We start from the raw sequence: 26,178 nt of genomic DNA, 5'->3' as shown, positions 1-26,178 counted from the left end.
CTGTGACTTGATCGGCGATAGCTTCCGGTTTGTCGGACGATCGCATCGGCTCCGAAGATCGCCCACGGCCGTGGGTTCAAGCCGAGATACCGGCCGAGCCTCAGCGCCTACTGCTCCGGCGCCGGCCCCGGTGCGCCGTTGGCGAAGGCCTCACCGTTGCCCGCGCCGAACAGCTTGCGCAGGAAGCCCGGGGCGACCGCGGAGAGCGGGTTCACGCTCACGGTCGGCTTGGCGATGGGGCCGGATACGTTGAAGTTGACGGCGAACAGGCCCTCGTTGCTGCCGCCGGCCAGCAGCGGGCCGACCAGCGGCACGTGCGCCACGACGTTGTTGAGGCCGTAGAGCGGCACGAAGGTGCCGTCGATCTGCGTGCGCTCCTTGGCGGTGTCGAGCCAGCCGCCCGCGGTGAAGCCCATGGCGGCGTTGGAGATCGCGGCATCGGTGAAGCTGACGCGCGAGCCCGCGCGGGTAAAATTGGCGCGCATCTTGTCGAAGCCGACATCGTTGGCGTTGGGCGCGGCGCGGCGCCCGTCGGCGGGCCCCTGCGCGACGATGCTGGATAGGGCCGGCTCGTTGCGGAGCGCGAAATCCTTGATCTGGACGATGCCCGCCTGCGGCCCGTCGTTGAGGTAGAGGCTGAGCGCGAGGCGCCCGCCATACATTCGCTTGTAGATGTCGAGGAAGCGGAGCGTCGCGCCGGAATCGGCGGATTCGAGGGAGAGCAGCGGCTGGCCGCGATCCCCCTTGGCGACGGTGGCGGCGAGTGGCGATCCGCCGAAGCGGCCGCGGAACTGGGCGGCGCGGACATCGCCGTTGCGGATGCTCGCTTTCAGCGCCGCGTTGGTCAGCGCCTCGCCGTTGAAGCCCGTCATGATGTTGACGGCGATGTCGGCCTCGACGTCCTTGCCGGAATCCTTGCCGCCCTTCGAATCCGAACTCGTCATGCCCTTGAGGAAGGGCCGCGCGTCGGCGACGGCGCCCTTCACCGCGACCTTGTAGCCGCTGCCGGCCTTGTCGAGGCTCACCCGCATGTCGTCGCCGGGCGAGAGCTTGAAGGCGGTCAGATCCGCCCGCTCCAGCCCGCCGTCAGTCGAGACCGTGGCGTTGCCCCGCGCCATGGCGGGCGCGGCGTCGAGCGCGATGTCGCGCAGCTCCATCTGGCCGTTGGCGGCCTCGACCATCGTCAGGGTCAGCCGCCCGGCCTTGCCCGAGGCCTTGGACCAGCCGGGGATGAGGCCGTCGATCGACGCCTTGGTCAGGTCCGCCTCGATCCGGACCGGCGGCTTGGCGCCGGATGCCGCATGGCCGATCGGCACGACGACGCGGGCCGGGATCGTACCCGCGAGCTGGGGCGCGGCGGGCAGGCCGCGCTTGGCCCGGAAGGCGTCGTCGAGGGGCAGCGTCACCACCGCCTCGCCGGGCGCGCCGGGCTTCGACTGCTTGAGGTCGATGGTGATCGGCGCGCCGAGCATCCGGCCGTCGCCCTTCAGGGCGAAGCCGTTGCGGTCGAACGAGATCGCGAAGCGGCCGGCCTCGAACCGGTCCTTGCCGATGGCCTTGTCCATCGACAGGTCGGTGAGCGTGCCCGACAGCGTCACCGGCAGCTCGGCGAGGTCGGGCACGTGCTTGAGATTGATCGGCACGTCGATGCGCAGGTCGGCCTTGCCCTTGATCGCGTTGGGATCGATCTCGGTGCCGGTCAGGCTCCGGAACATCCGCGTCTCGAGGAGCGCGGCGAGGGAGTCGGCGCTGCCGGAGAGCCGCAGGCCGAGCTGCGCCACGATCTTGTCGGGTTGCGGATCGCGGATCAGGAACGAGGCGTCCGAGATCGTCAGCACCCGGCTGTCGGAGAGCCGCACGTCGGCGACCGCCCCCTGGATCGTCGTGGTGCGCCCGGTGACGACACCGGAGACGCTGCCATGGGTCAGCGGCGGCGCGTCCTTGGAGATCGTGAGCGCGGCATTCGTGACGGCGAAGGTGGCGAGCAGGCCGTGATCCGGCATCGGATCGCCACGGGTGGCGGCGGCGAGTTCCGGGCCGCTCAGATCGACCTTGATGTCGGCGCTGGCGAGCCGCCCGCCACGCAGCTCGTCCACGAGGTAGTTGCGCACGGCCGGGGCGATGTTCTCCGGCCACAGCCGCAGCGCGGTGCGCCCGTCGGTGTCGCTCGCGACGATGTGGAGCGTGAGGCCGTCGTCGTCCTTCGACGTGCCGACGGTGCCGCTGAGGGTGCCGTTCATCCCGCCGCCGGCAATCGACAGCGACTCGATGTTGACGCCCCCGGCCCGGCCGGTGAGCCGACCCTTGACCTCACCGATGCGGAACGACGGATCGTAGCGCGCGGCGCCGCGCAGCATCACGTCCTTACCCCCGAAATCGAAGGTCCAGGCATCCGCGGCACCGGGCGGGCCGATGGCGAAGGCGCCGGTGAGGTGGGCCTCGTTGCCGCCGCCGCGGTAGTCGATGGCGGTGATGTCGAGGGCGCGGCGGGCCTCGTCCCAGCGCGCCTCGGCCCGCACCTGCTCGATGACGACCGGGTTGAAGTCCTTTTCATCGACGACGAACAGGCCTTCGCCCGTCTTCACCTCGAAGGTCATCGTGTCGATGCGCGAGCCCCTGAGCGCCACGTCGGCCTTGGCCGAGACCTTCAGGTCGGTCTCGACCGGCATCTTCGACTGGCCCGAGAGCAGCAGCAGGTCGCTCACCGGCAGGTCGTCGAGGGTGATGACGCCCGCGCGCCGCCCCTCCGCTTCGTCGTGGGCCTTGCCGCCGAAGCGCCACTCGCCGTTCGGCCCGTCGATGCGCAACTCGAAGATGCGGGCGCCGTCGCCGGTGCCGCCGCGATGGAACAGGCCGTTGACCCGCTCGAACGTGGCGCGGTGGCGCGCGGCGTCGTCCACCAGGGTCAGGCGCCCGTTGGTGATGCGGGCCCGGTCGAGCGCGCCGATCACGCCCGCGGGATCGAGCACCACGCCGAAGATCGAGGCGACGGCGGCCGAGACCGGCGAGACCTGTCCGCGGGCGGCGTCCACGCTCGGGAGCGTATGCGGCTTGGCGGCATCGACCTGCGAGGGGGCCGAGGCGGCGAAGGCGATCGAGCCGTCGTCGTGGACGAGCGCGGTCATCTGCAGGTCGCGGAACTCGATGGAGCGCGGCTGCACCGAGAGGCGCAGCAGGCCCCAGGTGTCGAGGCTGACGACAGCCAGCGGCGCGCGCACCACCAGCGCGCCCTCGGGATTGTACACGTCGAGCCCGCCGACGCGCAGCGCCAGCGACGATTCGGCGTCGAGTTCGAGTGCGCTGTCGTTGAGCGTCACGCGCCAGCCGGGGCCGACGCTGCCGGCGATGGCCTCGGCCACGCGTTGGCTCAGCCCGTCGATGCGCAAGGGGCCCTGCGACAGCCGCAGGAAGGCCAGCCCGGAGCCGAGCCCGAGCAGGAACACGAGGACGGCCGCGCTCCACAGCAGGGGCCGGCGCCGTCGACGCACAGCCTTGCACGGTGCAGGCTCGACCGCTTCCTGAAGCAGGGTCCTGGCCGTTTCCTGATCCATTCACTCGTTCGCTGCTGCCGCCGGGGGGCTTGCGCGCCGGGCGCGCCCGTCCTCAGGAATCGGCCCTTCCGGCATGGCGTCCGCCGGGCGATCCGTGCATCACCAGGGCACACCATCAATCGGCCGAAAGGAAGGCATGATGCCCCTCGCACAAGGCGAACCCGCGCCCGATTTCAGTTTACCGGGGGCCGGCGGGGAGACGATCGGCCTCTCCGGACTGCGCGGTCACAAGATCGTGCTCTATTTCTACCCGAAGGACGACACGAGCGGCTGCACGCTGGAGGCCCAGGGCTTCAACGCGGCGCAAGACGCGTTCGCGGCGGCCGACACCCGCGTGATCGGCGTCTCGCCCGATTCGGTGAAGAGCCACGACAAGTTCCGCGCCAAGTACGGCCTCACCTTCCCGCTCGCCTCCGACGAGGCGAAGTCGATGCTGGAGGCCTACGGCGTCTGGGTCGAGAAGAGCATGTACGGCCGCAAGTACATGGGCGTGGAGCGCACCACGCTGCTGATCGACCGCGAGGGCAAGATTGCCCGCGTGTGGCCGAAGGTGAAGGTGCCGGGCCATGTCGAGGAGGTGCTGGAGGCCGCCAAGGCGCTGGGCTGAGGTTTTTTGGAATCCCCCACCGTCATTCCGGGGCGCGAAGCGAACCCGGAATCCACGACTGGCCGCGACGCCTCGCAGGGCCGCGTATCACGGGTGGATTCCGGGTTCCGCTGCGCGGCCCCGGAATGACGGCGGTTGTTCGGGAGCACGCTCCTGAGCGCCGCCGAAGCCTTCCTTAACCTTAATCGGGTGTGATCGCCGCCGTCACCGGAAGCGGTCGCCTCATGCCTTCACCCGCCCAGCGTCGTCCAAAGCCCCTCCCCCGGCCCCGTCTCGCGACAGCGCTCGGGCTCGGGCTGACGCTGACGACGGCCTGGGCCGGGGCGGCGAGCTATTACCTGATCTTCCACGACGAGGTGCTGGCCCGCTTCGTCTCGCGCCAGAGCGCGATCCAGTACACCTACGAGGAGCGGATCGACACGCTTCAGCGCGCACTCGACCGCGCGGCCTCGGACCACGCCGCCACCCGCGGCGGCATCGAGACGCGGCTCGCGACGCTTGCCGAGCGGCAGGCCGTGATCGAGCGGCGCCAGGGCCTTCTGGCCGGGCTCCCCGGCGGGGCTGCCGCCTTCGACCCGCCGACCACCGCCGCGATCCCCACGCCCGAGCCGCCGGCACCGCTGCGGGCGCAGAAACCGTTCCCGACGCCGGAATTGCGGATGCGCTCCGACGACCGGGTCGAGGCCGGCGACGGCGCGGCTGCCGCCCGCCTCGCCCGGATCGAGCGGGCGCTGGACCGTCTGGCCGAGGGGCAGGCGCGCGCCGTGTCCCGCGTCGCCCAGGCCGCCGGGCGCAGCGCCGACCGGTTCCGCGATCTCATCGCCCGCACGGGCCTGAACCCGGCCCGGTTCGAGCCGGCGACGGGCGGCGTCGGCGGCCCGCTGGTGCCGCTCTCGGGCGACGCGTTCGAGGCGGGTCTCGCCGAGGCGCGCCGCCAGATCGAGGAGGAGACGCATCTGCGCCGCGTCGCCGACGCCCTCCCTTTCCGCCCGCCGCTGCCGGGCGAGATCGCCTACACCAGCAGCTTCGGCACGCGGCTCGACCCGTTCACCCGCTCGGCCGCGCTCCACACCGGCGTCGACATGCGCGCCGAAACCGGCGCGCCGGCCCGCGCCACGGCGGGAGGCCGGGTGACCGCGGCGGAATACGCGGGCGGCTACGGCAACATGGTCGAGGTCGATCACGGCCGCGGTCTCGTCACCCGCTACGCCCACCTTTCGGGCTACGCCGTCTCGGTCGGCCAGCGGGTCGAAGCCGGCTCGGTCGTCGGCTTCGTCGGCTCCACCGGCCGCTCCACCGGCAGCCACCTGCACTACGAGACCCGCATCGACGGCGAGCCGGTCGATCCGCAGCGGTTTTTGCGCGCGGGGGCGGAGTTGGTGTTTTCGGATTGATGCGTTTCCGGCGGATCACCCCGGGGGCCGCTTCCCACCGTCATTGCGAGGCGGAGCCGAAGCAATCCTGGGCGCGACGATCCCGGAAAGGGCGAGATCGTGCCGAAAAACGGCTCCGTGCGCGCCTTTTCTGGACAGTGCGGAGCACTGGATTGCTTCGGCTTCGCCTCGCAATGACGGAGAGGCTTGGCGAGACCGTGTGGGTCGGGCCTACGACGTCGCCACCACCGCGCACGGGCAGCTCAGATACGCCCCGCCCATCGAGTGCGCGTGGGCGATTTTTTCGAAGTCCAGCATCAGCAGCGCTTCCTCGATGGCGATCAGCGCGTCGTGGCTCGCCGCCGGGTCGAGGACGACCCCACCCGCCGCATCGATGAAGCGGAGGCTGCCGAGGGGGACGTAGTCGTTGTCCACCTGATCCTGGCGGCGCTGCAGCGTCACGACATGGTTCTGGCTGTCGCTGCGGGCGATGCGCTCGGCGGTGGCGAGCACGTCCATTGCCGGCACCCAGGGCAGGAAGGGCACGAGGTCGTCGATGTTCTGGTAGCGCACGCTGAAGGCGCCGAGCTTCAGATTGTTGTCGTAGAGGTCCTGGAAGGCGCGGTCGCAGGCGAGCGGCGCGGCGAAGGCCCGGACCTTGACCAGCATGTTCGGATAGGCCGCCTTGACGAGCGCCGCGCCGAGGAAGCACAGGGCCGCCCCCTTGCTGTGGCCGGTGACGAGGATGCCCTTGGCGTTGCGCAGATCGAGGGCGGCCAGCGCCGCCTCCACCTTCGGCCAGAGCAGGCCCATCGCCGCGGCGAACCCCTGCTCCACGTTGCCGAACGGCTTGCCGCCGACCGTGAACGGCACCGGCCCGGCCTCGAAATCCTGAAACCAGTCGTCGGCCCAGGCCCAGAAATCGCCCTCGAACGGCGGGAGCGTGCCACGGAAGGCGACGAGCGCCCAGCCGTCCGTCGTCGTCCCGACGAGTCCCGCGTCGATGTTCTCCTCGCCGTCGGCGAAGCAGGCCGGCGGGCTCGCGAACCCGACCGCCTTGTAATCGTCGTTCTGCGGCACCGACCAGCCGCCGCCGGAGGTGGCGATGGCGTAGGCCAGCAGGCTCGCATGGGCCATGCGGCAATCGAGGAGTGCGAAGGGCGAGGGAGCCGCAGGAGGGACCGGCGCGGGCGTCGCGGTGGCGGACACGGCAACCTCCTTATAAATATCGTCAAAACATAGCAGGCGGGTCCCGAAACGGGGCCGTCGAGCAGACCGGCCGAGGGGCCCGAATCGTCTTCAAGTTGTATAACAAACCGGGCTGTTTCGGTCGACGGCAAAACGCCGGACCGGGCAGTCCGGCCGGCGCGTATGGCGCCGGCCGGCAAGTGACAATTAATCGATGTCCGAGACCTCGGCGCCGCCGCCGTAGACGCGTTGCGCCAGGGAGGCTTCCATGAACGGGTCGAGGTCGCCGTCGAGCACCTCGTCCGGGTCGGTGGACTGCGTGCCCGTCCGAAGGTCCTTCACGAGTTGGTACGGCTGCAGCACGTAGGATCGGATCTGGTGGCCCCAGCCGATATCGGTCTTGGAGGCGGCCTCGGCGTTGGCCTTCTCCTCGCGCTTCTTCAGCTCGGCCTCGTAGAGGCGGGCGCGCAGCATGTTCCAGGCGGTGGCCCGGTTCTTGTGCTGCGAGCGTTCCTGCTGGCACGCCACGACGATGCCGGTCGGATTGTGCGTGATGCGCACCGCCGAATCGGTCGTGTTGACGTGCTGGCCGCCCGCGCCCGACGAGCGGTAGGTGTCGATGCGGCAGTCCGATTCCTTGATCTCGATCTCGATCCGGTCGTCGACCACCGGATAGACCCACACGCTCGCGAAGCTGGTGTGGCGCCGCGCGTTGGAATCGTAGGGCGAGATGCGCACCAGACGGTGCACGCCGGACTCGGTCTTGAGCCAGCCATAGGCGTTGTGGCCCTTGATCAGGAGCGTGGCGCCCTTGATCCCGGCCTCTTCGCCGTCGGTCATCTCGACGATCTCGACCTTGAACTTCCGCCGCTCGGCCCACCGATAATACATGCGGTGGAGCATGTTGGCCCAGTCCTGGCTCTCGGTGCCGCCCGCGCCCGCATGGACTTCGAGATAGGTGTCGAAGCCGTCGGCCTCGCCCGAGAGCAGGGTCTCGACCTGACGGCTCGCGGCCTCCTTCTCGACGGCGCGGATGCCCGCCTCGCCCTCGGAAATGGAGGCCTGATCGCCCTCCATCTCGCCGAGTTCGATCAACGTCGCGGCGTCCTCGAGATCCTGCTCGAGCTTGCGGATGGCGGTGACGGCCTCGTCGAGCTGCTGGCGCTCGCGCATGACCTTTTGCGCGGCCTCGGCGTCGTTCCAGAGGTCGGGGTTCTCGGACGCGGCATTCAGCTCCGCGAGGCGTTTATCAACGGTATCCCAGTCAAAGATGCCTCCTCAGCAGCCCTATAGACTGCTTGGCGGCATCCGAGGCCTGCTCGATCTCGGCGCGCATCTGGTGTGGAACTCGTGTGTGAGGGCCGCGGGTGATACCGGGCGTGCCCGACCCTTTAACGCAAGCGCCCGCCATGGTCGATGCCGGAACCCGCCGCTCTGCCCTGATCCTCGCGGTCGCCGCCGTGATCGCGGCGGGGCTGGCCGTGCGCTTCGTGCCGCTGGGCTTGCCGGCGGGCGTGGTGAAGTATGCGGGTTCCACGCTGTGGGGCGCGATGGTCTACGGGCTCGTCGCCTGCCTGCGGCCGGACGCGGCGGTCCGGCGCCTCGCGCTCGTCGCCCTCGTCATCGCGGCGGCGGTCGAGTTTTTTCGGCTCGTCCACACCCCCTGGCTCGATGCCTTCCGGCTGACGCTGGCGGGGCAGCTGCTGCTGGGGCGAGTGTTCTCGCCGTGGAATCTGGTGGCGTATGCCGTTGGGATCACTGTTGCGGCGGGGTGTGACGCGGCGAGCCGGCGAACCTGACATTCTCTTGCGATTCAACAGCTATGTAGTAACGTCACTACATTCCGACCTGACGGAGTGTCGTCGCGATGCCGATCACCACCCTCACCAGCCGCGAACTGAATCAGGACGTGACGCGGGCCAAGAAAGCCGCGGCAGACGGCCCGGTCGTCATCACGGATCGCGGTCGCCCTTCCCACGTGCTCCTGAGCTTCGAGGAGTACCGGCGCCTCACCGGTCAAAAGCGCAACATCGCCGACGCGCTGGCGATGCCGGATGCGCGGGACGACGATTTCGATCCGCTGCGCATGACGTTCAAACTGCGACCGGTCGATTTTTCGTGAGGTATCTTCTCGACACGAACGTCGTGTCCGAATTGCGCAAGGTCCAGCTCGGCACTGCCGATCCGAACGTGGCGGCTTGGGCGGCGCGACTTGATGCGACGGACCTCTTCCTTTCCGTGATCACGGTGATGGAACTCGAAGTCGGCGTGTCCTTGCTCGAAAGGAGAGACACCGCGCAGGGGGCTCGCCTTCGCCTCTGGCTGGAGCAGCAGGTTTTGCCGGAATTCTGCGGCCGCATCCTCGCCATCGACGAGGTCGTAGCTCGGCGCTGCGCCCGACTTCATGTGCCCGACAAACGGAACGAGCCGGATGCGCTGATTGCCGCGACCGCTCTCGTCCACGGCATGACGGTGGTCACCCGCAACGTCGCCGACTTCAGGGCGACCGGCGTCAGACTCCTCAATCCTTGGGAGCCATGACGCCAGCGGCAGCCTACGCCGCCTTCCGCCTCTCCAGAAACGCTGCGTGCTCGGCCACCAACCCCCCGCTCAGCGCCTTCTCGATCAGCGCCCGCGTGCCGGCCACCCCGTACAGTGCGATGAACGAGCCGAAGCGCGGCCCCTGCGCCTCGCCGAACAGCACATTGTAGATCGAGGCGAACCACGTCTTCGACACGCCGGGGCGCCCGTCCGGGCTCTTGGCCTTGCCCGAGAGATCGGGGAAGTGGCGCCGGCCCACCTCGTAGACCGCCGCCTGCAGGGCCTCCGGATCGGTCGAGCCCTCGTGCTCGGCGAGCGTCTGCGACAGGTTGCGCAAAGCCGCGGCCTCCTCCTCGGTCGGGGCGCGGTACTGCTTCTGCGGGCGCACGAAGTCGCGGTAATAGGCGAGCGCGCGGGTCACGAGGGCGGCGAGCCGCGGATGCGTCTGCGGGCCGACATTCGGGGCGTAGCGGCGGATGAAGCCCCACAAAACCGTCTCGTCCTCGGCGTTGGCCACCGCCACGAGGTTCAGCAGCATGCCGAAGGACAAAGTGGTGCCGGCCTCGTCGATGGCCTCGGGGGCCGGCGGGTTGCCCCCGTGCAGGTGCCATACGGGATTGCCGAGCTTGTGCTTGGCCTCCTGGCCGGGGAAGCGGCCCAAAAAGTTGTCGTACTCGTCGACGTGGCGCGGGATCACGTCGAAGAACAGGCGCTTGGCCTCGCGCGGCTTGTTGTACATGAACAAAGCGAGCGATTCCGGCGTGGCGTAGGTCAGCCACTCGTCGATCGTCAGGCCGTTGCCCTTCGACTTCGAGATCTTCTGGCCCTTCTCGTCGAGGAAGAGCTCGTAATTGAAGCCCTCCGGCGGCTCGGCGCCCAGCGCCCGGGCGATCTGGCCCGAGAGCTTGACCGAATCGATCAGGTCCTTGCCGGCCATCTCGTAATCGACGCCGAGCGCGACCCAGCGCATCGCCCAGTCGGGCTTCCATTGCAGCTTGGCGCCGCCGCCCGTCACCGGGGTCTCGTAGGCCTCGCCCGTGCCCGGATCGCGCCAGACGATGGTGCCGGAGGCCGGCCGCACCTCGTCGATCGCCACCTGCATCACGTGGCCGGTGACGGGGTGGATCGGCAGGAACGGCGAGTAGGAGGCCGAGCGCTCGGCCCGCAGCGAGGGCAGCATGATCGCCATCACGGCCTCGTAGCGTTCCAGCACGAGGCGCAGCGCGTCGTCGAACACGCCCGAGCGGTAGCAATCGGTGGCCGAGCGGAACTCGTACTCGAAGCCGAAGGCGTCGAGGAAGCGGCGCAGCTCCGCGTTGTTGTGGGCGCCGAAGCTGTCATGGGTGCCGAACGGGTCCGGCACCTTCGTCAGCGGCAGGTTGAGGGCGCCCGCCAGCAGTTCGCGGTTCGGCACGTTGTCCGGGACTTTCCGCAGGCCGTCCATGTCGTCCGAGAAGGCGATCAGCCGGGTCGGCACCGCGTCTCGGGTCAGCACGCGGAAGGCGTGGCGCACCATGGAGGTGCGGGCGACCTCGCCGAAGGTGCCGATATGCGGCAGGCCCGAGGGGCCGTAGCCGGTCTCGAACAACACTTCCGCCTTCGGCTTGCGCTCCAGCCGCGCCACGAGCTTGCGCGCCTCCTCGAACGGCCAGGCGGCGGCGGAGGCGGCGGCCTCCAGGATGTCGGGATCGAGCTGGGGGGCGGACATTTCTTCTGGGAAGCGGCTTTTCGGATCGGGAGCGGGCGCCGGACGCGGGCCGGGGCGCGAAGGGCGGCACCCTATGGAGGGGCGCCCCGCGGGTCAACGCGAGAGCCCGACCGCACCGGACCGACGTTTCTTTCTTCCTCCACGCCCGTCATTCCGGGGCCGCGGAGCGGAACCCGGAAACCACCCGTGATGCGGGAAGCGCGGTCGAAAAAGGACCGTCGCGGCCAGTCGTGGATTGCACGCCTACGGCGCGCCCCTTCGGGTCCGGGTTCTGCTGCGCGGCCCCGGAATGACGGTGTGGTGCTGAAGAGAACGGCGCGCTCTCACCCCCGCCCCAACACCATCAACCACCCCACCGTCGTCCCAGCGGCGGCCAGCGTCGAGACCAGCACGGCGGCGGCCACGAGGCCCTGTTCGGTGCGGTAGCGGGCGGCGAGCAGGTAGGCGTTGATGCCCACCGGCATCGCCGCGAACAGGGTCGCGACGCCGGCATAGGCCGGCGGCATGGTGAAGACGTGGAACGCCATGAGGTAGACCGCGAGCGGATGCAGCCCGAGCTTTAGCGCGGCCACGACGGTGGCGCCGGGCAGATCGTGCAGCACGCGGTAGCGGGTCAGCCCGGCCCCGAGGGCGATCAGCGCGCAGGTCGAGGCGGTGCCGGCCAGCCCGTCGACCAGCGTCTTGGGGATGCCGGCGAGCGTCAGCCCGGACGCCTTCATGCCGCCGCCGACGATGAGAGCCAGAAAGATCGGGTTCTTGGCGAGCACGAGGCCGAGCGCCTTGAGCCGCTGGCCGAGCGGGCGCCCGCCCTCCGATTCGATCAGGAAGGTCGCCGCGCCCATCATCAGGGGCAGGTGGACGGCGAGCAGCATGAACAGCGGGAACGCCCCGGCCTCGCCGTAGGCCTGGAAGATCATCGGCACGCCGACGAACACGGTGTTCGACTGGCTGGCGGCGAAGCCGTGCAGGATCGCCCCCTTGCGCTCGACGCCCTCGTATTGCCGGCCGATCAGCGAGCCCGCGGCCCAGGCGATGGCCGCGCCGCCGAAGTAACTGGCCCAGAACCCCCAGGCGATCTCACCCGAGAGCCCCGGCCGGGTCAGCGTCGCGATGATCAGGGCCGGCACGGCGAGCGCGAACACGTATTCGGATAGGCCGTCGCCGACGCGCTCGGAGATGATTCCGGACAGCGAGGCCAGCCAGCCGACGACGACGAGCCCGAAGATGGGGAGGATGAGGGTGAGCGCCGTCATCGGCCGCCAGGACCCCGAATCGTCGAAACGACGAAGGCCACCGGAGGCGCCGTGCGCCCGCGGTGGCCTTCAGAACACGGATGGAAGCGCGGGCTCGTGTGAGCCCGAACGGCCTTACGCGGCGGCGGCCGTCGCGGTCTCGGCGAGCTTCTTCTCGATGTCGCGCTTGAGCAGACGGGCGGTCTGCGACAGCTCGATCTCGCGGGCCTTCACGAGGAAGGCGTCGAGGCCGCCGCGGTGCTCGACCGAGCGCAGCGCGTGGGCGGTCACGCGAAGGCGGACGCGGCGGTTGAGGGCGTCCGACTGCAGCGTGACATTGCAGAGGTTCGGCAGGAACCGGCACTTGGTCTTCCGGTTCGAGTGGCTCACGAGGTGGCCGACCTGGACGGCCTTGCCCGTGAGTTCGCAGCGACGCGACATCGTTACAGTCCTGTCAACGTTTGGCCGGGTCTCGGCGCTCTGGTATCCGGCAAAGCCGCACGGCTCTCGCGCCGCGGGCGTCGAACCCACGCGTCAATCGATTGCGGCGGAGTCCTATGGGAGTGGCGAGCCTATAGGGGAGGCCCGCCGGATTCGTCAAGGTGGAGAGGGCAATCGCCCTCTCTATCTTTAAGTTTGGCCTCAGGCGCCGGCGGCCGCGTCCGCGGCCTTAGGCTTCTCGCTCCGCTAGACGGCCTCGGCTTGCGCCGAGGCCCGCTGCGCGGGGCGCTCTTCGCGCCCGGTCATACGGAAACTGCCTTTAATCTCAGCGAGGCTGCGCGAGTCCGGCCGTCTTGGCCGGCTTCACGCCCGCCGGGCGGCCCGACATCGCCCGCAGCGACTGCACGTTGGCCGCGGCCTCCGCGGGCCCGAGATCCTGGCGCAGCACGGTCTCGGCCTCGTCGTAGCGGCCATTCAGGCCGAGCACGAGGGCAAGGTTCTGGCGCACCCGCGCGTCGGCCCGCGGCTGGGCGGCGGCGCGGCGGAGCGTCTCCTCGGCGACGTCGAGGCGGCGCGACAGGGCGTAGGACAGGCCGAGATTCGACAGGATGCGCGGCTCCTCGGGCGCGATCTTCAGCGCCGCCTCGTAGAGCCCCTGGGCGCGGGCGTGGTCGCCGGTCTGGTCGGCCACCATGCCTTGCGCCGAGAGCACGCGCCAATCGGGCTGGGCCGGGCTGTGCGCGTTCTGGAGAACCTCGTTGGCCTCCTGATAGCGCCCGGCCTCGGCCAGCGTCTTGCCGTAGGCGGCGAGCACCGCCTTGTCCTTGGGGTTCCTGAGCGCCGCCTGCTGCAGCACGGCCGCCGCCTGCGAGCGCTGGTCGGTGGCCCGTAGGGCGTCGGCGTAGCGCATGGCGGCGCGCACATCGTTGGGATCGGAATTGTAGCGGGAGGCCAGCGCCTCGACATCGGCCCGCGTCGCCTGTTGCGGCCGGGACGGGCCGAACAGCGAGGCGCCGATGGAGCCGGTGGTCTCGGGCGAGCGCGACTGGCAGGCCGAGGCCGCGAGGCCGACGAGCGCGGCGGCGATCAGGCGCCGGGCGCGCACGGTCCGGGTCGCGCCTGCCGTTGCAACGACGGTCCAAGTCATCGCTGGTCTCCACTCCACGCTACGGCCGTCGCTTGCGCGGTGCCGACCTCGGGGTGATAGAGAATTAACCCTAATCACCGGTTAAGCCCCCGCCCCGTATGACCTCAGCGCTCCTCGCCCCCGGCACCGACGCGATCCCCGTGCACCTCGTTACCGAGGCCGGATGGGCGGCCCTGGAGGCGGAGTTGACGCCGCTTCAGCGCGGTTTTGCCGGGGCGAGCGGCTTCGCGCCGAAGGCCGGGCGCCTCGCGCTCCTGCCCGCCGAGGACGGGGCGCTCGCCCGCGTGCTGTTCGGCCTCGGCGATCCGGCGGCGACGACGTTCGACCGCTTCCTGCCTGGCAAGCTCCCCGGCGCACTTCCGGCGGGCGATTACCGCTTGGAGCCGACGGAGGGCATCGACCCGGCCGAGGCGGCTTTGGCGTGGCTGCTCGGCGGCTACCGGTTCGAGCGCTACCGCAAGCCCGGCGCGGAGCGGCCCCGGCTCGTGGCGCCGGACGGCGTCGACCGGACCCGGCTCACGCGGATCGCGGCGGCCGTCGCGCACGGGCGCGACCTCGTCAACACGCCCTCGAACGATCTCGGCCCCGCCGAGATCGAGGCGGCGGTCCGCGGCGTGGCCGATTGCTTCGGCGCCACCGTCGCGGTCATCGCGGGCGAGGAACTTCAACGGGAATTCCCGCTGGTCCACGCGGTCGGCGCCGCCTCGCCGCGGGCGCCCCGCCTCATCGACCTGACCTGGGGGCCGGCGGACGGCCCCCGCGTTACCCTTGTCGGCAAGGGCGTGGTGTTCGACACCGGCGGCCTCGACATCAAGCCGTCCGCCGGCATGCTGCTGATGAAGAAGGACATGGGCGGGGCCGCCGCAGCGCTGGCCGCCGCCGAAATGATCATGGGCGACGACCTGCCCGTGCGGCTGCGGCTGATCGTGCCGAGCGTCGAGAACGCGATCTCCGGCGAGGCCTTCCGCCCCGGCGACGTGATCCGCTCGCGCGCCGGCCTCACCGTCGAGATCGGCAACACTGATGCGGAGGGCCGGCTGATCCTCGCCGACGCGCTGACCCTCGCCGAGGCGGACGCGCCGGAACTGCTGATCGATTTTGCGACCCTGACCGGCGCCGCCCGCGTGGCGCTCGGCCCCGACCTGCCGGCCTTCTTCACCGAGGACGAGGGGCTGGCGGCTTCCGTCGCCGAGGCGGGGGCGGCGGTGAACGATCCGGTCTGGCGCCTGCCGCTGCACGCGCCCTACGCCAGCGGGCTCGACTCGAAGGTGGCCGACCTCAACAACGTCTCCGGCGGCCCGTTCGCGGGCGCGATCACCGCCGCCCTGTTCCTGCGCCGCTTCGCCCCGAAGACGCGGGCGCATCTCCACTTCGACCTCTACGGCTGGAACCCGTCCACGAAGCCGGGCCGGCCGGAGGGTGGCGAGGTGCAGACGGCGCGGTTGGTCCATGCGCTGGTGGCGAAGCGCTACGCGAAAGCTTGATTCGCTTCGGCTTATTCAACCCACTGCCCTCATCCTGAGGTGCCCGCGTAGCGGTCCTCGAAGGAGGGCTCCATCTCGCTCAGCGATCCCTGAAGCCCTCCTTCGAGGCTTCGCCTTCGGCTACGCACCTCAGGATAAGGGGGTTGGGTGGATAAGGTGGGTTGAGCAGCCTCACGCCGGCGGCGTCAGCCCCTCGCGCTCCAGCACGGCGCGCACCGCGGGGCGAGCCGCCATGGCGCGGGCGTGCGCGGTCCAAGCCGGGAACATCCCGTCCATGGCGAAGCCGATCGTCGGGCCGCGGGCCCACAGCCAGAACACCAGCAGGTAGGGATCGACGATAGAGTAGTGCCCCTCGACGGCCCAGCCGCCGTTCGAAAGGCGCACCTCCGTCATCGTGCAGAGATCGCCGAACGTGTCCGCCCCCTTGGCGCGGATCGCGTCGAACGCGGACTCGTCGGCGGCGTAGCGCTCGGGCCGGCGGACCCCTGCGTAGGCGACCTGGTGGGCGGTCGCGAGCCAGCCGAGCCACTCGTCGGCGAGTGCCGCGTGGCGCGGCGCCTCCGGCATCAGCCCGGCCTCGGGATGGGCGCGGGCAAGGTGGCGCAGGATGGCGGAGACTTCGGTCAGCACCCAACCGTCCTCGTAGAGCGCCGGCACCCGGCCGCGCTCGTTGACGGACAGGAATTCCGGCGCCCGCTGGTCGCCCTTGGCGAGATCGAGCCGCACCGTCTCGTAGGGCGCGCCGATCTCTTCGAGCGCGATATGGACCGCGAGCGAGCAGGCGCCGGGGGCGTAGTAGAGGGTGCGGGCGGTCATCGCGGCCTTTTTTCTCGATGGCGAAATGCCGGCCCCGCGGGCCCGTCTCAGATCGCGAACGACGTGCCGCAGCCGCAGGACGCGGTGGCCTGCGGGTTCTCGATCTTGAAGGACTGGCCGATCAGGTCGTTGACGAAATCGATGGTCGAGCCGCCCATGTATTCGAGCGAGACCGGATCGACCAGCACGGTGGCGCCGTCGCGCTCGATCACCACGTCGTCGCCCTCGCGGGCGCTGGTGATGTCGAAGGCGTAGGAGAACCCGGAGCAGCCGCCGCCGTTCACGCTGATGCGCAGCGACGAGCCCGGCGGCTCCGAGCCCATGATCTCGTTGATGCGCTTGGCGGCGCGGGCGGTCAGATTGATGTCGGCCATCGCGGCGGCGGTCCCGTCTCGAACCTGTGTGTCACGGCGCGCCCGCGATTGCCGCCGGCGCGCTTCACGCAAGATATGGGGCGATGGTCGGGGCCGCAATGCGGCCGAACGCGGGGAAGGCGAGCGACGTGCGGCAGAACGGCGAGCGGTGGCGGGCGCCCTACGCGACCGATCCGGGCGCGACCCGCGGCCGGCTGATCCCGGAGGCCGGCTCGCCGACCCGCAGCGACTTCCAGCGCGACCGCGACCGGATCGTCCATTCGACCGCGTTCCGGAGGCTCAAGCACAAGACCCAGGTCTTCGTGCATCACGAGGGCGACCATTACCGCACCCGGCTGACCCACACCCTCGAAGTCAGCCAGATCGCCCGGGCGCTCGCCCGCGCGCTCGGCCTCGACGAGGATCTGGCGGAAGCGCTGGCGCTCAGCCACGACCTCGGCCACACCTGCTTCGGCCATACCGGCGAGGACGCGCTCGATGCCTGCATGGCGGCCCATGGCGGCTTCGACCACAACGCCCAAGCCCTGCGCATCGTCACCCGGCTGGAGCGGCGCTATGCCGGGTTCGACGGGTTGAACCTGACCTGGGAGACGCTGGAGGGGCTGGTCAAGCACAACGGGCCGCTGCTCGACGCCTCGGGCGTCCCGGTCCGGCGCTACGCCGCCACCGGCATCCCGGCGGCGGTGATGGAGTACAACGCGCTCAACGATCTCGAATTGTCGCGCTTCGCCGGGCCCGAGGCGCAGGCCGCGGCGCTCGCCGACGACATCGCCTACGACGCGCACGACCTCGACGACGGGTTGCGGGCCGGGCTGTTCGATCTCGCCGACCTCGCCACGGTGCCGTTCCTGAAGGAGCTTCTCGACGAGATCGACCGGCTCCATCCCGGCCTCGAACCCTCGCGCAAGATCCACGAGCTGGCGCGGCGCGTCATCACCCGCTTCGTCGAGGACGTGATCCGCGAGGGCGAGGCCCGGCTCGCCGCGCTGGCGCCGGGGAGCGTCGCCGACATCCGCGGGGCGGACGCCCCCGTCATCGCCTTCTCGCCGACGATTTCCGAGGCCGACGCCTCGATCAAGCGCTTCCTGTTCGCGCGGATGTACCGGCATCCGGGGGTGATGGCGGTGCGGGCCAAGGCCAATGCCATCGTCGCCGACCTGTTCTCGGCGTTCCGGGACGCCCCGACGCGGATGCCGCCGGAATGGTCGGAAGGGCTTGCCGGGGCGAGCGAGGCCCGGCTGGCGCGGCGGGTGGCCGACTACATCGCCGGCATGACCGACACCTACGCGGTGCTGGAGCACGGGCGCCTCTTTACCGAGACGCCCGACCTCCACTGGAGCCCGCGGAGCCGCGGGCTCCCGCTGACGGAGCCGTGAGGCTCAGTAGCAGACGCAGTTCGAGCCGGTGTTGTAGGCCGGGGCATAGCCGGTGGCATAGCCGTAACCCGTGCCGTAGGTGGCCGGGGCATAGCCGTAGCCGTAGGACGGGGCGTAGCCGTAACCCGCGCCGTAGCCGTAACCCGATCCGTAACCGTAGCCCGTCCCGTAGGTGCTGCCGGCCGAGAGCGCGCCCGCGGCCAGCCCGAGACCGAGGCCCACGCCGGCCCCCGCCAGCCCGAGCCCGACGCCCCGGCCGTAGCCGCGCCCGGCATAGCCGTATCCGCCGCGGTAGCCGTAGCCCCCGCGATTGCCCCAGCCGGCGTGATGACCGTAGCCGCGGTGACCCGCGAAGCCGTAACCGCGATGGCCGCCGAAGCCGCGGTGACCGCCGAATCCACCGTGATGGCCGCCGAAATGGTGCCCGCCGAAGCCGCCGCCGTGACGGCCGAAGCCGCCGGCCTGGGCCGAGGCCGGGATGGCGACGAGGGCGGCCAGCGCCGCGCCCGCGAGAACGAGGGACTTCATGGAATCACGATCTCCTTGAGAGGGTTCGGACTCCACAAGGCGACCTCGGATGCAGGCCGTGCAACGATGCATTCTACTGATGTCGCGTCCCGTCCCTGACGATTTCCACGTGAGCCGTGAGCGAGACCGACAAAGCTCCCCGCGAGACCGGCTGGCGCGACTTCGCCCCCAATTCGGACGAGGCCGCCGCGCATAGCCACTTCGTGCATGTCTCCATGGATCGGCACACACGCCGGCCGGTGGCTTTGCCGGTGGGGTTTCGGAGCGTGCCGCCCGGATTGATGCGGGAGCCCCCGGCCGCTTAACCGTAAGAGCGATCCACGTAATCGTGGTTGCCGATGTCGACCATCTCGTAGCGGTCGTCGCCCTCGTCCCGCACGACGATCCGGTGGTTCATGTCGACGCGGATCGTGCAGTAGGGCGAGCCGCTGAGCTTCTCGAAATGCAGTGAGGGATGGCGCGGGTTGGCCTGGAACTGCAGCAGGGACTTCTTGGCGCGGTCCATCTGCTTGTGCCCGAGCTTCTGCAGCGCCTTGATGAATTTCGGTGTGAGCCGAACCTCGGCCATCAGTTCGATTCGATCCCCGCGAGGAACGACTCCAGCCCCTCGGCCGTGTCGAAGGCGGGGCCGCCGCGGGCCTCGGGGTCGAACTCGGCGCGCAACGCCAGCAGTTCGTAATAGAAGCGGATCCGCTCGTCGCGCCATGCGCGCTCGGTCGCCGTTGGAGCATCATCGGGCTCGGTCGAGCCGGTCCCGGCCGACTCGGCGTCGATCTTCGCGCTGACCGCCGTGATGACGGTGTCGAGGAAGGCGAGCGATTCCGCCCGACGATCCTCGTCGTCGTACAGAACCTGACGCAGGCGTCCGATGGAGGCCGGCAGCGTCTCGCGCCAGCGATCGAAGGCTTTGTCCACCTGAGCAGGCGGTCGGCCGGGCTCTCCGCGCAGCCGCGTGGCGTCCGGCACGGCCAAGCCGTGCCCCAACACGTCCATCGCGATCGCAGCCGCCGTCGCAGCCATCCCGGCACTCCTCGATATCGCAGGCTCGAAGCATACCCGCTCGGATGCCGCGAACAAACCGGATGGCTGCCGCACCCTCGCCCGCCGTGACACCCCCCGCGCCCGTTGCTATGGCCCGGCCCTGACCTTTCGGCCGCCCGACCCGTTCGCCGCGCGGCCGTGCCAGCGGAATGCGTCTGACCCCCATGAACATCTTCGCTCTCTTCGAGACCCGCGTGCGGGAGGCCCTGGAGGCCCTGACCCGCGCCGGCACGCTGCCCGCCGGGCTCGACCTGTCGCGCGTGCTGGTCGAGCCGCCGCGCGATCCCTCCCACGGCGACCTCGCCACCAACGCCGCCCTGGTGCTGGCCAAGGAGGCCAAACAGAACCCGAAGGCGCTGGGCGAGGCGCTGGCCGCCGAGCTGCGCAAAGATCCGCGCATCGTCGAGGCGAGCGTGGCCGGCCCCGGCTTCATCAACCTGCGGCTCGACCCCTCCGTGTTCCACGAGGTGATCCGCGCCGCGCTGTCGGAGGGCAACAGCTTCGGGCGCGGAAAGATGCCGGGCGGCAAGGTCAACATCGAGTACGTCTCGGCCAACCCCACGGGGCCGATGCATGTCGGCCACGGGCGCGGCGCGGTGTTCGGCGATGCGCTGGCCAACCTTCTGGTCGCCGCGGGCCGCGACGTGACGCGCGAATACTACATCAACGATGCCGGCGCGCAGGTCGAGGTGCTCGCCCGCTCCGCCTACCTGCGCTACCGCGAGGCGTTGGGCGAGACGGTGACGATCCCCGAAGGCCTCTATCCGGGCGATTACCTCAAGCCGGTCGGCCAGAAGCTCGCAGAGGCGCACGGACGCGCGCTGCTCGACCGGCCGGAGGCCGAATGGCTGCCTCTGGTGCGCCGCTTCGCCATCGACGCGATGATGGACACGATCCGCGAAGACCTCGCGGCCATCGGCATCCGCCACGACGTATTCTTCTCCGAGGCCACGCTCCAGGGCGGCGAGGGCGGCAACAAGGTCGCCGAACTGCTGCAGGCGCTGCGCGAGAAGGGCCTCGTCTACGAGGGCCGGCTGCCGCCGCCGAAGGGCCAGCTCCCCGAGGATTGGGAGGACCGCGAGCAGACGCTGTTCCGCTCGACCCAATTCGGCGACGACGTGGACCGGCCGCTGCTGAAGTCGGACGGCGCCTACACCTACTTCGCCTCCGACATCGCCTATCACCGCGACAAGTGGCTGCGCGGCGCCTGCGAACTCATCGACATCCTCGGCGCCGACCACGGCGGCTACGTCAAGCGGATGCAGGCGGCGGTGCAGGCGGTGAGCGACGGCGAAGCCCGGCTCGACGTGAAGCTCTGCCAGCTGGTGCGGCTTTTGCGCGCAGGCCAGCCGGTCAAGATGTCGAAGCGCGCGGGCGAGTTTGTGACTTTGCGCGACGTGATCGACGAGGTCGGGCGCGACGCGATCCGCTTCATGATGCTCTACCGCAAGAACGACGCGACGCTCGATTTCGACCTCGCCAAGGTGGTCGAGCAATCGAAGGACAACCCGGTCTTCTATGTGCAGTACGGGCACGCCCGCCGCTTCTCGGTGCTGCGGCAGGCCCGCGAGGCCATGCCGAACGACGATTTTTCGCGGGCCAGCCTGCTCGCGGATGCCGACCTCTCGGCGCTGACCGATCCGGGCGAGATCGAGATGATGCGGCTTATTGCTCAGTATCCGCGGGTGCTCGAATCGGCGGCGGCCGCCCACGAACCCCACCGAATCGCGTTCTACCTCTATGAGACCGCGAGTTCGCTTCATAGTTTCTGGAATAAGGGCAAAGACTTGCCGCAATTACGGATTGTTAATCCAACCGACAGAAAGTCCACCCGGGCCCGCTTGGCCCTCGTTGAGGCCCTCGGCGGCGTGCTCGCGTCGGGCCTTGCGGTTCTGGGTGTCTCCGCGCCGGACGAGATGCGGTGACGCCGTCAGGCGTTTGATGAGGTTTGAGGCCATGACGGGACACGCTTCGCGCGCGACGGTCGATTTCGACGCCTTCGAGCGCGAGCTGCGTCACAGCACGGGCGAGAGCGGGGCGCCCAAGGCGGACCCGCTGGCCGAGCTCGCCCGCATCGTCGGGCAGGACGATCCGTTCCGGGCGCTGCTGGAGGCGCGGGAGAAATCCGCCGCCCCCGCGCCCGATTCCCGGCCGGGCCGGGTCGAGCCGACCTTCCTCGACGCGCCCGCCCCGGCGCAGGATGACCCGACCGCCCAGGGACGCCCCGCCATGACCACGACTCCCCCCGGCGGCCAGCCCGCCAACCCCGCCGACGCCTTCGACCAATACCTCGCCTCGGTCGAGCAGGGCCTCTACGCCGGCACCCCGAGCGAGGAGCAGGCGGCCTTCGCCGAGGCCGGCGAGGGCTACCGCGCCGGCCCGATCGAGCGTCCGCGCCACCGCGGCCGGCTGGTTCAGGTCGGCGGCGGCCTCGCGCTGCTGGCGGTCTGCGTCGGCGGCGCGCTGGCGTGGAAGGGCTCGCACGGCGGCAGCTCCGGCCCGATCACGGTGCTGGCCGACAAGACCCCGCTCAAGGTCCAGCCGGCGGCGACCGACGGCGTCGAGATTCCCGACCAGAACAAGCAGATCTACGACCGCAACGCCAAGGACGGTCAGATCAAGATCGTCAACCGCGAGGAGCAGCCCCTCGACGTGAACCAAGCGGCCCGCACCGCGGCCGCGCGCAACGAGGGCACCCCCGCTCCCGCCGGCCAGGGCGGCGCGACGCCGGGCCAGGGCGGCCTGCTCACCGATTCGCTGGGCGAGCCGCGCCGGGTCCGCACCGTCGCGGTCAAGCCCGACACGCCGACCCCGGCGCAGGCCGCCGCCCAGGCCGTCTCGCCCGTGGGTTCCGAGACCGCGGGGCCGACCTCGCCGATCCCGACCATGACCCTGCCCGAGGCCGCGGGCGGCTCGACCCCCGCCGCGACCCCGCGCCGGCCCGCGCGCACGCTCGCCAGCGCCGCGCCGATGCCGGTCGCCGACGCCGCCACGCCGGCCCAGGCCGAGCCGGCCCCCGCGCCCGCCCCGCGCAAGGCACCGCAGCGCGTCGCCTCGGTCGAGACCACCGCCAGCACCCCGGCCGAGCCGGTGGTCGATGCCGCGCCCGCCGCGTCGCAGGCCAGCGTCGGCGGCTTCTCGGTCCAGCTCGGCGTGCGCGGCAGCGAGAGCGAGGCCCGCGCCGCGTTCCGGCAGATGCAGTCCAAGTACAGCCAGCTTTCCGGCAAGCCCGAGCTGATCCGTCAGGCCGAGGTCAACGGCAAGACGATCTACCGCGTCCGCGTCGGGCCGCTGGCCAAGAACGAGGCGTCGAGCCTCTGCACCGAGCTGCAGGGCGCGGGCGGCCAGTGCTTCGTGGCGAAGAACTGATTTTCTGATCGCTGATCGGTATGACGAGCGCGTCCCCTCCCCCTTGCGGGGAGGGGCAGGGGTGGGGGTGGTGCAGAAGGCACCGCACCGCCTCATCCTGAACCACCCCCACCTCCATCTCCTCCCCGCAAGGGGGAGGAGAGGCGCCCGCCTCGGGCGGCGCAGCGATCCCGGAACCCGGTTTCGCACGAGCGCGACGGCGTCATTCTTTCTTGCTCGCCCCAGGACGCCGGCCCCATGCCCCTGCCCCCCGACGCCCGCGCCGTCATCCTCGGCTGCTCCGGCACGACCCTCACCCCGGACGAGACCATCTTCTTCCGCGACGTGCGGCCCTGGGGCTTCATCCTGTTCAAGCGCAACATCGGCACGCCCGACGAGGTGCGCTCCCTCACCGCCGCCCTGCGCGACACGGTCGGCCGGTCGGATGCCCCGATCCTGATCGATCAGGAGGGCGGGCGGGTGCAGCGCATGGGCCCGCCGCACTGGCCGAAATACCCCTCCGGCCGCCGTGTCGGCGCTCTGCCGCTCGACCTCGCCCGGCTCGGCGCCCGGCTGATGGCCCACGATCTTCATGAGGTCGGCATCAACGTCGATTGCGCGCCGATGCTCGACGTGCCGGTGGCGGGCTCCGACGACATCGTCGGCGACCGGGCGTTCGGCACCGATCCCGAAACCGTGATCGCGACGGGCAGGGCTGTCGCCGAGGGCCTCATGGCCGGCGGCGTGCTGCCGGTGATCAAGCACATGCCCGGCCATGGGCGGGCCACCTGCGACAGCCATCTCGCCCTGCCCGAGGTCGCCGCCGACCGGGCGCAGCTCGCCGACAGCGACTTCCGCCCCTTCCGGGCGCTGGCCGACCTGCCGCTCGCCATGAGCGCGCACGTGGTGTTCACGGCGATCGACCCGGAGCGCCCCGCCACCCTGTCGCCGACGGTGATCCGCGAGATCGTCCGGCAAGAGATCGGCTTCGACGGCCTGCTGATGACCGACGACCTGTCGATGCACGCCCTCCAGGGGCCGTTCCGCGCGCGCGCCGAGGCGGCGTGCGCGGCCGGGATCGACGTCGTCCTCCACTGCAACGGCCGCATGGACGAGATGCAGGGCGTCGTCGAGGGAACGCCGTGGCTCTCGGGCGAGGCCGCCCGCCGGGCTGAAGCGGCGCTCGCGCGCCTGACCCAGCCAAAACCCTTCGACGTCGCCGAGGTCCGCGCCCGGTTCGAGGCGGCGTCGGCGGTGGCCTGAACCGCCGCTTCCCCCGCCTCTCGGGCTTGTGAGCCCTGCGGATTGTGCATTGCGGTATGTGGGAGAGCCGGCGGCCGAAGCTCGACTTCGCCGCCGCAAGCCCTACGAGAGTCGCATGACGCCCGTGAGCCTCTGCCTTCAGCAAGTCGATCGCCTCGTGGCGGCGCCCGACGGCACTCTCGCCGCCCGGCTCGATCACGCCCTGGACGAGATGGAGCGCGCCTACCGCAAGCCGAGCGAGCGCGTCGTCGCCCTCGAAGCGGTCTGGCAGGGCATCGACCGCGACCCGCGCCGCAGCCTCTCGGCGCTCGCGCGCTTCGTCTGCACGATGGTCGAGCGCCGTCAGAGCCGGTGGGCGGCGTCGGTCTGATTCTTTTTGGGTGTAGCTGGCCCAGGGCGTGACAGGCCCATCCCACCCAACCCCCCTCATCCTGAGGCGCCCGCGTCAGCGGGCCTCGAAGGAGGGTTCCAGCTCGCTCAGCGATCCCTGGAGCCCTCCTTCGAGGCCTCCGCTTCGCTGCTGCACCTCAGGATGAGGGGGAGGATGGGATGAGCGCGGGCGGTCCCGCGCGCCCGGCGGGCGGTCAGTAGACGCCTGCCACCTTCGAGCGCGCCGAGGTCTTCGCCGGCGCCTTGGCCGGTGCGGCGGCGGGGGCCGCGGGCTTGGCCGGTCCGGCGGAAACGGCGGCGAGGCGGGCGATGGCGAGCTTCGAGGAGGACGGCATCGCCGCCATCTTCGAGGCGGGCTCCGGCGCCGCGGGGCGGGCCGGCGCCTTGGCGGCCACGGTCGTCGCGCGCACCGGGACGGCGGGCGGCGTCACCTTGAGCGGGGCGGCGGCCAGCCGCAGCGGCGGCGGGGCGAGGCGTAAGGGGGCGTCGCGATGGCCGGCGGGCGCCCCGTTCTTCGTCTCGGTCATCGCCCGGTGCGGCTCGCGGGCCGCCGGGGCGACGGGGGGCGCCGCGGCCACGTGCCGGAACGGGGCGGCGCGGGCGGCGGTCGGCTGCACGGCGGCCGGCACGGCGACGTTGGCCGCGCTCGCCAGCATGAGCGGCGCGGGCCGGGCCGGGCGCGGGGCGGGGGCGGCCTCGGGCGCGTCGTCGCGCTCCTCGGCGGGCTTGAACGCGAGCGCGCGGGTCGGGCGCTCGAACCGCTCGGGGGCGGCCTCGGGCTCGGAGGGGCCGAGATCGGCCATCATCACCGGCGCGCGGCCGATCGAGGCGGGGCTGCCGTCGGTGCGCAGCGTCGCCAGCAGCTTGCGGTCGTCGCTGCCGGCGATCGAGGCCTTGCCGGCGTATTCGATGCGCACCCGCGCGGTGCCGCGGCGGTGGAAGTTGAGGGCGCGGGCGGCTTCCTCCGACACGTCCATGACGCGGCCGGCGTGGTAGGGGCCGCGGTCGTTGACGCGCAGCATCATCGAGTAGCCGTTGTCGAGGTTCGTCACCCGGACGTAGCTCGGCAGCGGCAGGGTCGGGTGGGCGGCGGCGATGGAGTTGCGGTCGAACACCTCGCCGTTGGCCGTCACGCGGCCGTGGAAAGCGCTGCCGTACCACGAGGCCAGCCCCTCGCGGACATAGCCGCGGGCGTCCTCGCGCGGCACGTAGGTCTTGCCGGCCACGACGTAGGGCTTGCCCGAGAAGCGGCGCCCGCCCCCTTTCGGGATCGTGTCGCCCTCGTTGTAGACGCGCCGGCTCGCCCGCACGCCGTATTTCGGATCGATGCCGTTGCCCGAGGACGGGGCCGCGCCGGCGAATTGCGGGGGCTTGTTGGCGCAGTTGGCGGCGAGCAGCGCCACCGCGCAGGCCGCGAGCAGGCGCCCAGCGGGCAAGGAACCCAGCAGGGAACGCTGCGCCGGAAGGAATCCGGCCGTCCTGACACCCGCCATGTTGCCCGCCCGCTTCCCGCTCTACGCCACAGGGCTCCCTCCGACCGCAGGAAGCGGGGCCGTCGGGATCACGCTCACGGCTGGACATCACGCGCCCGACCGTCCCCAGAGGATCGTCCGGACGCGGTAAAGGAAGGCTGAACGGACGGGGCGGAAGCGGGCGGGGTCCGCGGGAAGGTGGGGACAACGGGTTGCGGCGGTTGGGAAAAGCCCGGCGGTGCCGGAGTTTTGCAACGGTTCGTGAGCTGTTTCGGGCCAGCGTCGGTCGACGCGGCAC

24 protein-coding genes are annotated in these 26,178 nt (G+C 70.9%); 11 read left to right on the top strand and 13 right to left on the bottom strand.

The window, feature by feature from the left end; genetic code table 11:
• Positions 1-107 precede the first annotated feature (107 nt).
• Positions 108-3,551 (bottom strand): YhdP family protein, encoded by a 3,444-nt coding sequence (locus AAHG03_RS08430; RefSeq protein ID WP_342150141.1) that lies wholly within the window; start codon positions 3,549-3,551, stop codon positions 108-110.
• A 139-nt stretch (positions 3,552-3,690) separates the two neighbouring features.
• On the opposite strand from AAHG03_RS08430, the gene AAHG03_RS08425 reads away from it, so the two are divergent.
• Entirely contained in the window at positions 3,691-4,158 is a 468-nt protein-coding gene (locus tag AAHG03_RS08425; RefSeq protein ID WP_342150140.1) for a peroxiredoxin, read from the top strand.
• A gap of 224 nt (positions 4,159-4,382) precedes the next feature.
• Positions 4,383-5,552 carry a peptidoglycan DD-metalloendopeptidase family protein gene (locus AAHG03_RS08420; protein ID WP_342150138.1) on the top strand — a complete coding sequence of 390 codons (1,170 nt, stop codon included), beginning with the start codon at positions 4,383-4,385 and terminating at the stop codon, positions 5,550-5,552.
• A 210-nt stretch (positions 5,553-5,762) separates the two neighbouring features.
• On the opposite strand, the gene AAHG03_RS08415 is transcribed toward AAHG03_RS08420, so the two are convergent.
• Positions 5,763-6,740, bottom strand: coding sequence for a lipase family protein (locus AAHG03_RS08415; protein WP_342150137.1), 978 nt, complete (start codon positions 6,738-6,740; stop codon positions 5,763-5,765).
• Positions 6,741-6,926: 186 nt separating this feature from the next.
• Positions 6,927-8,055 (bottom strand): peptide chain release factor 2 gene (gene prfB, locus AAHG03_RS08410; RefSeq protein WP_342150136.1). Its coding sequence is split into 2 segments (ribosomal slippage): positions 6,927-7,985 and positions 7,987-8,055, totalling 1,128 coding nucleotides; the frame shifts between segments, so codons are not numbered across the junction.
• A 43-nt stretch (positions 8,056-8,098) separates the two neighbouring features.
• Between prfB and AAHG03_RS08405 the strand changes: the two genes are divergently transcribed.
• The 3 genes from AAHG03_RS08405 to AAHG03_RS08395 all read left to right on the top strand — a co-directional run bounded on the left by AAHG03_RS08405 (position 8,099) and on the right by AAHG03_RS08395 (position 9,260).
• Positions 8,099-8,518 (top strand): ribosomal maturation YjgA family protein, encoded by a 420-nt coding sequence (locus tag AAHG03_RS08405; RefSeq protein ID WP_412759729.1) that lies wholly within the window; start codon positions 8,099-8,101, stop codon positions 8,516-8,518.
• A 68-nt stretch (positions 8,519-8,586) separates the two neighbouring features.
• Positions 8,587-8,841, top strand: coding sequence for a type II toxin-antitoxin system Phd/YefM family antitoxin (locus AAHG03_RS08400; protein WP_342150135.1), 255 nt, complete (start codon positions 8,587-8,589; stop codon positions 8,839-8,841).
• Positions 8,838-9,260: a type II toxin-antitoxin system VapC family toxin gene (locus tag AAHG03_RS08395; RefSeq protein ID WP_342150134.1), complete on the top strand. Its 423-nt coding sequence runs from the start codon at positions 8,838-8,840 to the stop codon at positions 9,258-9,260. Before AAHG03_RS08400 ends, AAHG03_RS08395 begins: the two co-directional genes overlap by 4 nt.
• 13 nt (positions 9,261-9,273) lie before the next feature.
• On the opposite strand, the gene AAHG03_RS08390 is transcribed toward AAHG03_RS08395, so the two are convergent.
• The 4 genes from AAHG03_RS08390 to AAHG03_RS08375 all read right to left on the bottom strand — a co-directional run bounded on the left by AAHG03_RS08390 (position 9,274) and on the right by AAHG03_RS08375 (position 13,788).
• On the bottom strand, positions 9,274-10,968 hold the full coding sequence (locus AAHG03_RS08390; RefSeq protein WP_342150133.1) for a lysine--tRNA ligase: 1,695 nt from the start codon (positions 10,966-10,968) through the stop codon (positions 9,274-9,276).
• Between the two features lie 323 nt (positions 10,969-11,291).
• Positions 11,292-12,221, bottom strand: a complete 930-nt coding sequence (locus AAHG03_RS08385; protein WP_342150131.1) for an AEC family transporter — start codon at positions 12,219-12,221, stop codon at positions 11,292-11,294.
• A gap of 114 nt (positions 12,222-12,335) precedes the next feature.
• Complete coding sequence (gene rpmB, locus AAHG03_RS08380) at positions 12,336-12,641, bottom strand: 50S ribosomal protein L28 (protein ID WP_342150130.1); 306 nt, start codon at positions 12,639-12,641, stop codon at positions 12,336-12,338.
• 325 nt (positions 12,642-12,966) lie between these two features.
• On the bottom strand, positions 12,967-13,788 hold the full coding sequence (locus tag AAHG03_RS08375; RefSeq protein WP_342150128.1) for a tetratricopeptide repeat protein: 822 nt from the start codon (positions 13,786-13,788) through the stop codon (positions 12,967-12,969).
• 98 nt (positions 13,789-13,886) lie between these two features.
• Here AAHG03_RS08375 and AAHG03_RS08370 point away from each other — a divergent pair, with 98 nt between their 5' ends.
• Positions 13,887-15,272, top strand: a complete 1,386-nt coding sequence (locus tag AAHG03_RS08370; protein WP_342150127.1) for a leucyl aminopeptidase family protein — start codon at positions 13,887-13,889, stop codon at positions 15,270-15,272.
• A gap of 171 nt (positions 15,273-15,443) precedes the next feature.
• On the opposite strand, the gene AAHG03_RS08365 is transcribed toward AAHG03_RS08370, so the two are convergent.
• Together AAHG03_RS08365 and AAHG03_RS08360 are read right to left on the bottom strand one after the other, a co-directional pair.
• The gene (locus AAHG03_RS08365; protein WP_342150126.1) at positions 15,444-16,088 is read right to left on the bottom strand and encodes a glutathione S-transferase family protein; all 645 of its coding nucleotides are present in this window, start codon (positions 16,086-16,088) and stop codon (positions 15,444-15,446) included.
• A 47-nt stretch (positions 16,089-16,135) separates the two neighbouring features.
• Positions 16,136-16,462 carry a HesB/IscA family protein gene (locus tag AAHG03_RS08360; protein ID WP_342150124.1) on the bottom strand — a complete coding sequence of 109 codons (327 nt, stop codon included), beginning with the start codon at positions 16,460-16,462 and terminating at the stop codon, positions 16,136-16,138.
• 83 nt (positions 16,463-16,545) lie between these two features.
• Between AAHG03_RS08360 and AAHG03_RS08355 the strand changes: the two genes are divergently transcribed.
• Positions 16,546-17,838: a deoxyguanosinetriphosphate triphosphohydrolase gene (locus AAHG03_RS08355; protein ID WP_342150122.1), complete on the top strand. Its 1,293-nt coding sequence runs from the start codon at positions 16,546-16,548 to the stop codon at positions 17,836-17,838.
• Between the two features lie 3 nt (positions 17,839-17,841).
• Here AAHG03_RS08355 and AAHG03_RS08350 read toward each other — a convergent pair whose 3' ends face one another.
• The 3 genes from AAHG03_RS08350 to AAHG03_RS08340 form a co-directional block, all read right to left on the bottom strand.
• Positions 17,842-18,366 (bottom strand): hypothetical protein, encoded by a 525-nt coding sequence (locus AAHG03_RS08350; RefSeq protein ID WP_342150121.1) that lies wholly within the window; start codon positions 18,364-18,366, stop codon positions 17,842-17,844.
• A gap of 301 nt (positions 18,367-18,667) precedes the next feature.
• Positions 18,668-18,934: a ParE family toxin-like protein gene (locus AAHG03_RS08345; protein WP_342150120.1), complete on the bottom strand. Its 267-nt coding sequence runs from the start codon at positions 18,932-18,934 to the stop codon at positions 18,668-18,670.
• Positions 18,934-19,386, bottom strand: coding sequence for a hypothetical protein (locus AAHG03_RS08340; RefSeq protein WP_342150119.1), 453 nt, complete (start codon positions 19,384-19,386; stop codon positions 18,934-18,936). Before AAHG03_RS08340 ends, AAHG03_RS08345 begins: the two co-directional genes overlap by 1 nt.
• Before the next feature lie 185 nt (positions 19,387-19,571).
• Between AAHG03_RS08340 and argS the strand changes: the two genes are divergently transcribed.
• From argS to AAHG03_RS08320, 4 genes are all read left to right on the top strand, one after another.
• Positions 19,572-21,332, top strand: coding sequence for an arginine--tRNA ligase (gene argS / locus AAHG03_RS08335; RefSeq protein WP_342150118.1), 1,761 nt, complete (start codon positions 19,572-19,574; stop codon positions 21,330-21,332).
• Positions 21,333-21,363: 31 nt separating this feature from the next.
• Complete coding sequence (locus AAHG03_RS08330) at positions 21,364-22,776, top strand: SPOR domain-containing protein (RefSeq protein WP_342150116.1); 1,413 nt, start codon at positions 21,364-21,366, stop codon at positions 22,774-22,776.
• Between the two features lie 237 nt (positions 22,777-23,013).
• The gene (gene nagZ, locus AAHG03_RS08325) at positions 23,014-24,018 is read left to right on the top strand and encodes a beta-N-acetylhexosaminidase (RefSeq protein WP_342150115.1); all 1,005 of its coding nucleotides are present in this window, start codon (positions 23,014-23,016) and stop codon (positions 24,016-24,018) included.
• A 115-nt stretch (positions 24,019-24,133) separates the two neighbouring features.
• The gene (locus AAHG03_RS08320) at positions 24,134-24,388 is read left to right on the top strand and encodes a hypothetical protein (protein WP_342150114.1); all 255 of its coding nucleotides are present in this window, start codon (positions 24,134-24,136) and stop codon (positions 24,386-24,388) included.
• Positions 24,389-24,602: 214 nt separating this feature from the next.
• Here the strand turns inward: AAHG03_RS08320 and AAHG03_RS08315 are convergent, their stop codons facing one another.
• Positions 24,603-25,901 (bottom strand): septal ring lytic transglycosylase RlpA family protein, encoded by a 1,299-nt coding sequence (locus AAHG03_RS08315; protein ID WP_342150113.1) that lies wholly within the window; start codon positions 25,899-25,901, stop codon positions 24,603-24,605.
• Positions 25,902-26,178: the final 277 nt, after the last annotated feature.

This window comes from Methylorubrum subtropicum (assembly GCF_038442325.1).
GTDB classification, from domain to species: Bacteria; Pseudomonadota; Alphaproteobacteria; order Rhizobiales; family Beijerinckiaceae; genus Methylobacterium; species Methylobacterium subtropicum.
Note: the sequence above shows the minus strand (reverse complement) of the source record. Positions and strands in the feature narration are given on the sequence as shown.